The following is a 12,208-nucleotide window of genomic DNA, read 5'->3' as shown; positions in this document are numbered from 1 at the left end:
GTAAAATTGATTTTTTCATAAAAATATTTGTTTAAAATGTGTTGTGATAATTGGACATACTTATCCTATTTCTGAGTTCGTAAAACGTACTCAAATCAATGTTAAATATGATTTTCGGATATGAAAAAGTGACTGTTCGCTGCTAGCTGTAGCTTTGTCATTGGTGTCTATCTTATTAGCTAAATACAATTGAATTTACACAGAACATGTATGTTGAAATTCAATTTTTTATCGCAAAAGTTTCCAATAATCAGATATGATTTTATCCCACCCTTTTCATAAGACAAAGAAACTATTTATAGACAACAAAACATCACTTATTACTGCGTTGCTCTTGTAGTTGCAGTAAGTTGTATGCGTTTTAAAATATAGAGATTTAATTTCATTATAAACTAGTTAAATGATGCTATTGATAACAACACACATTCTTTTAAAAAATCAACCAATCTCTTTCAAATCCTCCAACAAAAAGTTCGAATCCTAAAGTAGCTACTTCACCTTTATAAAATTTTGAAAGCGTACACATTTTATAGATTAAAATTTGTTCCATTCAGAAATATAAGTATATTTGGTAAACCAATCTGGTTAACCAATTTTAAATATGTATACAAAAGCTACATTTTATAACTGTCTCAACAAGGTTCTTTTTATCGTGTTAATTGCCGTGTTTACAGTAAGTTGTTCTAATAATGATGAGTTAGAAAGACCAACACCAACTTCTACAGAAACACCATCAAATGAGGATCCGCCAGAAGAAACTCCAACAGTAAATTATGCAGATATCAACTTCTCTAATTGGAAAGTGACACTTCCGGTAGATGAAAACAATAACGGAAAACCAGACGAATATCAACCAGACGAATTGGTAAACTTTGGATATCAAAACTTAACGCCTGTACAACCTTTTATGTATGACGATACAGAAGATGAATCACTCGTTTTTTATGCCTATCCAGAATCTTCTACAACAAACAGTTCGTATTCTCGAACTGAATTACGCGAACTGATCAATACCTCAAACTCACGAGAAAATTGGACATTGCTAGAAGGCGGACGAATGAAAGGACGCCTAAAAGTAGCATCTGTTTCACCAGATACGAGCTCCAATGATGATTTTCACGATGTAATATTCATGCAAATTCACGGAATTATTTCAGAAGAAGACATGAATGCCTTTAATTTCTCATCCAACAACGGACCGCCATTACTTAAAATATATTGGAAAGACGGATTTGTTTGGTCGCACAAAAAATCACTAGTTGATGAAACTACTTCTGGTGATGATTTACTAACAACTTCGAGCGCAATTTGGTCCGACATTAAAGTAAACTTAGGTTATGTTGGGTATGATGCATTCGATTTTGAAATCATTGCTTCAGACGCACGCTTAAGTGTTCAACTCAATAACGAAACTCCTTATATATACGAAGATGTAAGTCTTGATAAATGGCCTTTTGAAAACTATTACAAAGCAGGGAACTATTTAATTACCACAGACGCAAATGCATTTTCGTATGTCAAATATTACAATTTATACATAACTCATTAAAATAAAAACATGAAAACAAAACTACTTTTTATAACATTACTTTTTATAGGTTTTGTTGATTTTGCACATTCACAAGCAACGCTTACGCTGGGAACAGGAACAGATTCTTCAGCGACTAAAGGACCTTTTCAGCGTTCAAGTAGTAGTTCAAGCTCAGTATATTCACGCGCAGTGATACACTATACAGCTGCCGAATTAGCTTCTTTAGCTCCTTCCGCTACAATATCACAAGTAAACTTTGATTTAGGTTCTACAAACATTATTACGGCTTCAGGAGATGCTACAATGACAATTTATATGAAAAATTCAAGCGCAACAGAAGTAGTAGCGTTAGATAGCGCTTGGGCAGATGCCATAACTGGAGCTACTATTGTTGGAACATATACATTTAACACTACAAACAATTTTCCGGGTGCCGAAGGGTTTATGAACTTTATTTTAGCTACAGGCTTTAATTATACAGGTGGTGCTTTAGAAATTGCTGTAGATTGGGATTGCTCTAATTTAGTACCAGTAGATCCTATGCAACCAAACGCATTATTTTCAGGAAATGGATCATTAAATTGGCATTGGCAAGCCACTACTGGGCATCAATCTCTTAACTATAGAGCAGGATCTTCATCTGCACCAACGACATTAAATCAAAGAAAAGCTGAACGTGTAAATACACAGATTGTATATAGTGGATCAACTACACCAGCAACAACAGGACAAGTAATTGGAGAATTCCCAGAGATGGATGGCGGAATGGAAACACAAACAGCTGATAACACGATGAGTTCTGCTGGAAGTGGTCAAAGCGGAACAGCCCAAACACAATGGACGGTTTCTTCAACAAGTAATTCTGCAATTAGAGATATGACAGATGATGCAGCATTGGCAAGAACAGGTAATTTTTCAGCAGCATGGGCAGTGACGCCTGGCGCTAATAATGTGCGTATGCAATCGCCATCACCAACAAACCCAACAATTCAAACAGGTACAAGTTATACAGTTCAATATTTTTACTCAGCAGCAACAGATCCAGGAAACGATTTAGATGCTGGTATCTATCTAAATAATACTTCAGGCGGTATTGCCGGAAATACTACTGATGCAACTCCTTTTGCAGCAAATACCTATACAAAAACATACAGAACCGTTACATCAGGCGCAACTTTCAATGCTTCCAGTTGGGCAGTTGCAAGATTAGATGGTGATGACAACAATTATACAGGAACCGTACGTATTGATGATTTTGTTGTATATGCTGGCGCGTATGACGACACAGCTCCAAACGATCCAACTGCAGGAACGTATGCAGATAATTCTGGTATAGCCGCTATTGGTTGGACAGCGCCTGCTGGCGGTGTTGACAATGGTGGTTATGTAGTTGTAAAATACACTTCAGCACCAAATGCAGACAACGATCCAAATCAAAATGGAATCTATCAATTTGGAGGTACAACGACTAACGGAACTGGCGGACTTATGGGAACTGTAGTTTACATTGGTACAGATACAAACTTTACAGATATATACACTGCGGGCAATTATTACAAGATTTATGCAGTTGACAAAGCGTTCAATTATTCAAATGAAATTATAATCTCTGACGCTACTTTAAGTGTAAATGATGCGGAAACTACTACTTTCAAACTGTATCCTAATCCAAGTAAAGGAACACTAAACATTCAAACAACTACAAATGATGCAGTTTCAATACGCATGTACGATATGTTAGGGAAAGAAGTGTTAAATATTGATAAAGTAACAAATACTGTTGATATTTCTAATCTTAAAAACGGAATGTATCTAGTAAAAATAGAAACGAACAATAAAAGCATTACCAAAAAAATAATCAAAGAGTAAAAAATCAATCTAATTAAAGGTTTATTTTACAACATATAATCATAACAATTAGTACCAAACAGATCCGTATACTATGAGTATCAAAACACCCAAGTTAAATTTTGCGCCTTATCTATTAATGGTAAGTATAATTTTCTTGTGCTATAGCTGTGGCGAAAGTAAAAAGCAAAAGCCAAATGGAAAAACAGCGAATGCATCTACAAGTCTCAAGGCAAATGACGTAATTCCATTTTTTCAACATTGGAATTTAATCTTAGGTGATGGTTCTAATGTAGGACAAGCAACTGATTATGAAAACAAAGATTTCTTTTACGCAGCAAACGACGGAAAGGAAGATTGGGTAGTATTCAAATCGCCAAATGCAGGAAATACACATGGTACTTCAAACAATACACGAACTGAATTGGCACAACTAAAAAAATGGTCGCCAATGACTGATGCTACCATGAATGCAACGCTGAAAGTAATGAATGTTGCAAAAACTGGAGATGCCAGTGTTGCAGCAACGTATTCAGTTGTGGTAGGGCAAATTCATAGTGCAGACGGACATGAAAATGAACCACTAAAAATATTCTACAAAAAATTTCCAGGACACACAAAAGGATCTGTCTTTTGGAATTATGAAATCAATACTGCCGGTGATGATAATTCAGGAAGATGGGATTATTCGTATCCAATTTGGGGATATGACTTTTCCGTGGTCGGAACGGACAAAAATACCTATCCACCAGAGCCAAAAGATGGAATTGAATTAGGAGAAGAATTTAGTTATGATGTAAAAATAAAAGACGGAATGATGTACTTAACTTTTACAAGTAAAGGACATGAAACCAAAACATTTACTAAAAACTTAATTACTTCGTCGTATGCAAACCGTTCAGACATGCCAGAACAAGTCAAAAAATTATTTGTACCAATTGGTCAAGATGGTGTTGAACAAGAAAAAGCATACACAGGTCAAGGACTCTTTTTTAAATTAGGATGTTACAATCAAACCAATGGAAAAGATCCGAAAGTAAACAAAGTTTGGTGTTCAGGAGCTGAAACGCATAACGGAGACCTTCAAAAACAATATGCTGACGGTAATTATGCGGAGGTTTGGTTTAAAACAGCAAAAATTACAATCAGTGAGGATGCCATATCAAATGCAGGATATTTTAAGGCGAATGATGGTTTAAGTGGAAAAACAGTCTATCCAAGTGAGGTAATTCCCTTCATGGATAAATTTAAAATACTAATGGGTGATGGAACTAAAAAAGACGATCTTGTAAATTTTGAAGACAAAAAATTCTTCTACACTGTAATTGATGGCACAAGACGTTGGGTTGTTTACAAAACGCCAAATTCGGGTGTGACTTCAAAAAATTCTAGTAATACAAGAACAGAATTACATGAAAAACGCGAATGGACGCCAGAACAAGGAGGAAAACTAACAGGAACCTGTAAAGTAATGCAAGTTTCTACTTCGGGTGATGCCAGAGTAGCAGCTTCGTATGCAACTGTAGTTGGGCAAATTCATAGTGGAGAAGGACATGAAAATGAACCTTTTAAACTATTCTACAAAAAATTCCCAGGACACACCAAAGGATCTGTCTTTTGGAATTATGAAATCAATACAGCAGGTGATGATAACTCAGGAAGATGGGATTATTCTTCTGCTATTTGGGGACACGATATGTCTGTAGTTGGAAAAAGTAAAAACGATGTTCCAGCGGAACCTGTAGATGGAATAGAATTAGGAGAAGAATTCAGTTATGAAGTAAATGTGTACAAAGGAATAATGTATCTCACTTTTACAAGCGAAGGTCACGAAACAAAAACATTTACCAAGAATCTTATTGCATCTCAATATGTGAAAAAAGCAGACATTCCACAGCAAGTACAAAAACTATTTGTGCCAATTGGGCAAGATGGTACTGAGCGTTCTATTGCGTATAGTGGAGAATTAAACTATTTCAAACAAGGAGCATACAATCAAACCAATGGGAAAGATCCTAAAAAAAATATGGTTTGGTGCGCAGGTGCAGAAACGTACGGAGGTAACATTGCCAAACAATATGAAAATGGTTGTTACACAGAAGTATGGTTTAGAGAAGCGACAATAGGTCCGGGAACTCCACCAAAAAAATAGATAAAACTTAAAATACAACAATCAAAAACTAATCAAGATACGATATGAAAACATTTGGAGCAAGCAAAGAATTTATTTTAGACAAAGACCTAGAATGGGAAGTTGTTGGTGAAGGTGTAAAAAGAAAAATTATGGGTTATGATGACAAAATCATGCTCGTAAAAGTACATTTCGACAAAGGAGGAATAGGATACAAGCACGAACATTACCACAGTCAAGTAACGTATGTAGAAAGTGGAACTTTTGAGTTTTCAATTGGAGAACAAACCAGCGTTGTAAAAGGTGGCGATACAGTCTACATTCCGCCACACGTATTGCACGGAGCTATTTGTACGGAAGAAGGAATACTAATTGACGTATTTAGTCCAATACGAGAAGACTTTATGGAATAGCAAAAGTAAAAGACAAAAAATTAACAATTCTTTAATAAAGATTACGAAAACGTTGTAAATCTCAAAAAATTATATATATTTGGTAAACCAATCTGGTAAACCAATTTTTCAAAACAAAAAAAAAGGACAGGTGCACGCCTATCCTTTGTGGAATATTACTTCTTTGGAGGGAAGTAAAATTATACATAATTACTTATCGTAACATGCATGCTTCAAAAATACAAAAAAAATGGCAGTATGAATAAGGCAATAAGTGATTAGTTGAATATTAACTAATTAAAAAAAACTTAATTATGAATTTAAAAACTAAGCTAACCTATATTGTTATGCTCTTCTTCTGCATTTCAATGTATGCACAGGAGTCTTATCCTCTCAAGGGGAAAGTAGTTGACAAATCAGACAATCAACCTATTCCTGGTGTAAACATTCAGGTAGTGAAAACATCAAAAGGTGCCTCTACCGACTTTGATGGTAATTATCAAATTTCAGTTAAAAAAGGCGATATATTACAATTTTCTTTTGTTGGTTATATTTCACAAACAATTATTGTTGATTCCCAAAAAACGTTAAACATCAGCTTAGAAGAAGATGCAAACGCATTAGATGAAGTTGTTGTTGTTGGGTACGGTACAAGAAAAAAGAAACACTTAACAGGTGCAATGTCTACTTTAAATGTAAAAGATAAAGGCTTAGACAAAATTGCAGTATCAAGGCTAGATGATGCGCTTGTAGGGCAAGTAGCTGGTTTAAATGTAGCTGCAACAGAAGGAGAAGCTGGTTCAGATCCTACCATACGAGTTCGTGGTGTAGGTTCATTAAATGGAGATTCAGCGCCTTTAATCGTTATTGACGGATTAGTAGTTGATAGTGATTTCCTTGGAAACTTAGATATGAACGAAGTGGAAACTTTTGATGTATTAAAAGATGCCGCTTCTACAGCTATTTATGGTTCGCGTGGAGCAAATGGTGTAATTCAAATTACAACAAAACAAGGAAAAGAAGGGAAAACATCATTTTCGTACAATTCCTTTTTTGGATTTAAAGAAGCAAAACAAAGTGACGACTACTACTTTACAGTAGCAGAAACTGTTGCTGCAGAACGCGCTGCAACAGGAACACTTTCTAACAGAACAGCATACAAGGAATTACTAACACAAACGACAGGTATTGATAGAGACTGGCAAGATGTAATCTTTGAAGGTGGAACAATAACAACACATTCATTCAATGCACGTGGTGGAAGTAAAAACACAAAATTTAGTGCTTCGTTAGGTTACAACCATGATGAAGGAGTTTTGTTAACGGATGATTACAAACGTTACAATGCTAGATTAAAATTAGACAGTAAACTAAGTGATAAAATAAAAATAGGTGTAAACTTTGCACCATCATACACGAGAAGAAGACGTTTTGACGGATCAACACACGATATATTAAGACAAACGCCTTGGTTGCCTTTGTACCATGATTCAAACTCAATTCAGTTTGTAGATACTGCTACATATCCAAATGTTCAAGTGGGCGATTACGCTATTCAGAGACATTTTGATAACTTCGATTTATTTGGAGACGGTTCAGTTTTACAAGACATCAGTAACACTTCAAACACAAATCCAGCTGCAAAAGTATTAGAGCGCGATCGTAATGATTACAAATTCAAACTTGCAGGTCTTTTCTATGGAGAATATAAAATTGTTGACGGTTTAAAATTCAGAGCAAGTTTAGGTGGTGATTACCAAAATACATTCAGAAACAGATGGCAAGGAGTATTATCTAACAGAAACGGTGCTGCTGCAGCAAGTTATTTTGAATCTAATGAAACTAGAATTCACACGTTATCTGAAGGATATTTTACATTCGACAAAGCTATTGGTGGACATGAATTCAACGCAGTTCTTGGAGCTTCGGCTGAAAAATGGGATTGGCAAGGAGATAGCGCACTTGGATCTGGATATACTTCCGATTTAGTACAAACCCTAAGTGCAGCTACAATTCTAAATGAAATACAATCATATACCTATGAAGAAGGATTCTCTTCGTTCTTTGCAAGAGTAAACTACGCATACAATGACAAATACTTAGCATCGTTAAGTTTTAGACGCGATGGTAGTTCTATTTTCGGTATAGATAATAAATACGGAAATTTCCCTTCTGCTTCTGTAGGTTGGGTAGTTTCAGAAGAAGATTTCTTAGTAGAAAGTGAAATCTTAACAACTTTAAAACTTAGAGCAAGTTTCGGGGTTACAGGAAACAAGGATATTGATACAAATAATAATCTTACAGATTTATATCCTTCAATCTCTTTATTAGGAACAGACAATTACAACTCGCAAGCAGCTTTTGTAGCGCTTAACATTGCAAATCCAGAATTACAATGGGAGCGATTGATAGAATTCAACCCAGGAATTGACTTCGGATTATTCAACAACAGAATTACAGGTTCTTTAGATTACTACACAAGAACGAGTGATCAATTATTACTATTCAACCCAGTTCCATCTTCAACAGGTTTCTCAGCAGCATTGGAAAACTTAGGAGAAGTAAGAAACTCAGGAATTGAATTAGAAATTACATCAAGAAACATAGCAACTGAAGACTTCAGATGGGGAACAACAGTCATAGCTTCTCACAACAAAAATGAGTTAGTTGACTTTGCAGACTCTAACGGGCAAATTCAAAATGTAGACAGTAAAAGAGCTGCAGAATGGATCAACTTAGTAGGAAACCCTATCTCATCTTTCTACGGTTGGGTTGTAGATCGTGAAATTCCTTTAGAATTTATCAATGATCCTTATCATCCAGCAGGAGGACAAGCGCAAGATGTATATGTAAAAGATTTAAATGGAGATGGACTTATTGATGATGATGACAAAACAATATTAGGAAATCCATATCCAGACTTAGTGTGGAGTGTTTCCAACAACTTACGATACAAAGACTTCGATTTAAGCTTTATGTTTCAAGGAAGTCATGGTGCCGAAATTCGTAACATGGGAGATCAATACCTATTCAATCACTTCAACAGTGGACAAGATTTTGATACTTCTACAACACCAGATCAAGGATTCATCAAAGAAAAAATATTTACAGATGCCATTGTACAAGATGCAAGCTATATAGCACTTCGTAACGTAACATTTGGATATAACCTTCCTAATGATGTTGCTAACAAATTTGGCGCATCTTCATTCAGAATGTATGCTACAGCGCAAAACCTTTTGTATTTTACAGCTGACGGTTATACAGGATTTAATCCAGAATCTATAAACAACACAAGTGCAACAACGTATGGATATCAGCGTGCTGGTTCTCCTATATTTAGTACTATATCTTTTGGAGTAAACGTACAATTTTAATACACCATTTAAAAAAACATTTAATTATGAAACAATTAAAATATATAGGTTTTTTGATGTTAGTGATCGGACTTCAGTCTTGTCATAAAGACCTCCTAGAGCCAGTACCACAAGCAGCAGTAAGTAGTGAAAATTACTTTCTCAATGATCAACAAATTGAAACTGGTGTAATTGCTATTTACGATGCTATACAAGGAGTAAACTCTACAAGTTTAAATGACAATCGTGGTGTACAACAAGAATTTTATGTCACTGAAATGCGTAGTGACAACACAAGAACGAAAAGTCAAGAAGGAGAAGCTGCACAGTTTGAAAGCTACGCTGTAACTCCTAACAATGGTATTGTAGAAAACTACTACAGAAGTACTTATAGTACCATATTTAGAGCTAATTTAGTATTAGAAAATCTTGGAAATGCGTCAGAAACAATGTCACCTGTTTTTGAAGGTGAAGCAAAATTTGCAAGAGCATACAGCTACTTTAACTTAGTACGTCTTTTTGGTGATGTTCCTCTAATAGATAGAACAATTACACCACAAGAAGATGAAATTGCCTTTACAAGAGTGGCTACAGCTACTATCTATGAATTAATCGTAAGCGATCTAGAAACTGCCGCTGCAAACCTAAGCAACGGTGAATATACAAGAGCTTCAAAAGCTGCTGCAGAAGCATTACTTGCAAAAGTACACTTAACACTAGGAAACTATTTAGAAGCACAAATACTTTGCGAAAATGTAATGGGATACGGATATGCTTTAGAACCGAATTTTAATGATGTTTTCTTCAACGAAGGAAACAACGAATTAATCTTTGTAATTGCATATACACAAGGTATAGAAGCTGACAGTCAAGATTTCTCAGCAGAATTTATGAATGGTGTAGGACGAACTGTAGGTGTAAACTACGTTACACAAGATGCTGCTGATTTCTTAGATGTTACTGGAGGAGACAGAACACCGTTTTCATATCGAATAGATCCATTACAACCAACACAAAAACAAGTTGTAAAATACTTGCCTAACGGTGAAGATGGTGGTGATAACGGGAATGTATTTGCAGCAGATGCTACCTTATCAGGAAATGATTGGGTTGTATTACGATATGCAGATGTATTACTAATGCATGCAGAAGCTATATTAGCAGGAAATCAAGAAACAACGAATATGGCTGCAATAACCTCTTTCCAAACGGTACGAAACAGAGCAGGCCTAACAGCTGCTGTAACGTCTGTAACAAAGCAAGAATTACTTGATGAGAGACGTGCAGAATTAGCTTTTGAAAATCAACGTTTATTCGATTTAGCTCGTTTTGGAGAAGCACAAAATGTATTATCAAGCTTCTCAGCTGCAAATAATTATACATTTACAGCTACAGATTTATTATTGCCTATTCCACAGCGCGAAATAAATCTTAGTAATGGTTTAATGACTCAAAACCCAGGCTACTAAAAATTAAAAAAGATACATTATGAAAAAAACAGTAAAAATAGTTGGTATGGCTTTTCTACTAGTAGGAGCACTCATATATCAATCTTGTGACATTGATAAATTTGAACCGCTAGGAGAAAACTCAATTGCAGATGCAACACCTCCAAAAGCTGATTTCTCTTTTACACAAGGAGAAGGAGCGGATGAAGAGTGGAAAAATTACACATTTGCCAATCTCTCCACAAGTGCAACAATGTATGCATGGGATTTTGGTGATGGAAACACGTCAACAGATATAGACGGACTCAACACGTATCCAGGAGAAGGAACATATACCGTAACATTAACTGCTTCAGATGCTTTAGGGGTTACAAGTACATTTACACAAACTGTAGAAGTAATAGAGCCGGAAGCACCACTAGTTGCAGACCCAACGTTAGTTAATTTCGACTTTAACAAACTGCCTAAATCATCAGGATCAGATTGTGCATGTGCAGGTTGGATTAACAAAGAAATTGGAGAACAAGGAGAATCAAGTTCTGGTAACGGAGGTTCTGACAATGTGGTAAAATTTGATAACAACGAACCAGATCACGTATATCAAGAATTTGCAGTAACACCAAATGCAGACTACAACATTACTATAGTAACTTCTTTCAAATCTCCAGAAAATGGAGCATTCCCAGGGATGCTTGAACTAAGAGTATTAGCAGGTTCAGGATATGACACAGGTTACACACCAACATATTATACAGACACTGCGTTAATGCCACAAGGAAATTCAGATACTGGTACATGGGGTTACAGAACCGTAGCACAAGTAGAAGATCCTGCAAACAACCTTTTAATAGAAGTACAAAGTAATCCAAATGATGATAGTTACATATCATACACGTACACATTCAATGCAGGTGCTAATGATAGTGTTGCGCTGTTCATAAGAGGAATTGGAGGCGATAGTATTGGAGATTACAATTATACAGGTGGAGACGAAGAAGTAAGAGCTGATGTTGTAACAATTACTGCTGTTAACTAAGAAACTATATGAAAATAAAAACGCTATTTATACTATTCTTTTCCTTTACACTTACGGTTAGTGTGGCGCAGTCTCACGACAATAGCAAAACTGAAACGGTAAAAAAGGAAAGAAAAAGAAAAAAGAAAAAGCGAAAAAAGTACAAATTGCCTAAAATTGATTTATCGCATTGGAAAGTGACAACGCCTGCGGGGAACGGAAAAAAACCGCAGGAAGTGTCACCACCAGAAATATTGGACTATGCAACCAATGAAGACTTATTGCCATACATGTACAACGATTCTGTACGCGGCGCAATAGTATTCTATGCATATCCAAGCAAAGCGACTACCGCTAATACCAAATACTCACGTTCAGAATTGCGTGAACAAATGGAACCTGGTAACAACAATGTAAATTGGACATTTAAGCAAGGCGGTAAAATGAAAGGTAAATTGGCCATTGATGAGGTTTCTCGTGACAAAAA

Annotated in this window: 8 protein-coding genes; all 8 read left to right on the top strand. The window is 35.7% G+C overall.

Annotated features, from left to right (window positions below; genetic code table 11):
• The first annotated feature begins 601 nt into the window (after positions 1-601).
• Positions 602-1,549, top strand: coding sequence for a polysaccharide lyase family 7 protein (locus tag AB8B65_RS12385; protein WP_405301360.1), 948 nt, complete (start codon positions 602-604; stop codon positions 1,547-1,549).
• A gap of 9 nt (positions 1,550-1,558) precedes the next feature.
• Positions 1,559-3,400, top strand: a complete 1,842-nt coding sequence (locus AB8B65_RS12380; RefSeq protein WP_405301359.1) for a T9SS type A sorting domain-containing protein — start codon at positions 1,559-1,561, stop codon at positions 3,398-3,400.
• Positions 3,401-3,473: 73 nt separating this feature from the next.
• Positions 3,474-5,531, top strand: a complete 2,058-nt coding sequence (locus AB8B65_RS12375) for a polysaccharide lyase family 7 protein (protein ID WP_405301358.1) — start codon at positions 3,474-3,476, stop codon at positions 5,529-5,531.
• Positions 5,532-5,575: 44 nt separating this feature from the next.
• A complete protein-coding gene (locus AB8B65_RS12370) occupies positions 5,576-5,923 on the top strand; it encodes a cupin domain-containing protein (RefSeq protein WP_405301356.1) in 348 nt (115 codons plus the stop codon).
• A gap of 293 nt (positions 5,924-6,216) precedes the next feature.
• Positions 6,217-9,279 carry a SusC/RagA family TonB-linked outer membrane protein gene (locus tag AB8B65_RS12365; RefSeq protein WP_405301355.1) on the top strand — a complete coding sequence of 1,021 codons (3,063 nt, stop codon included), beginning with the start codon at positions 6,217-6,219 and terminating at the stop codon, positions 9,277-9,279.
• 26 nt (positions 9,280-9,305) lie between these two features.
• On the top strand, positions 9,306-10,727 hold the full coding sequence (locus AB8B65_RS12360; RefSeq protein WP_405301354.1) for a RagB/SusD family nutrient uptake outer membrane protein: 1,422 nt from the start codon (positions 9,306-9,308) through the stop codon (positions 10,725-10,727).
• 19 nt (positions 10,728-10,746) lie between these two features.
• On the top strand, positions 10,747-11,742 hold the full coding sequence (locus AB8B65_RS12355; protein WP_405301353.1) for a PKD domain-containing protein: 996 nt from the start codon (positions 10,747-10,749) through the stop codon (positions 11,740-11,742).
• 8 nt (positions 11,743-11,750) lie between these two features.
• Positions 11,751-12,208 (top strand): polysaccharide lyase family 7 protein (locus tag AB8B65_RS12350; RefSeq protein WP_405301352.1); only part of this gene is annotated, 458 nt, incomplete at its 3' end.

It is taken from the genome of Kordia sp., assembly GCF_045105435.1.
In the GTDB taxonomy this organism is placed as follows: Bacteria; Bacteroidota; Bacteroidia; order Flavobacteriales; family Flavobacteriaceae; genus Kordia.
Note: the sequence above shows the minus strand (reverse complement) of the source record. Positions and strands in the feature narration are given on the sequence as shown.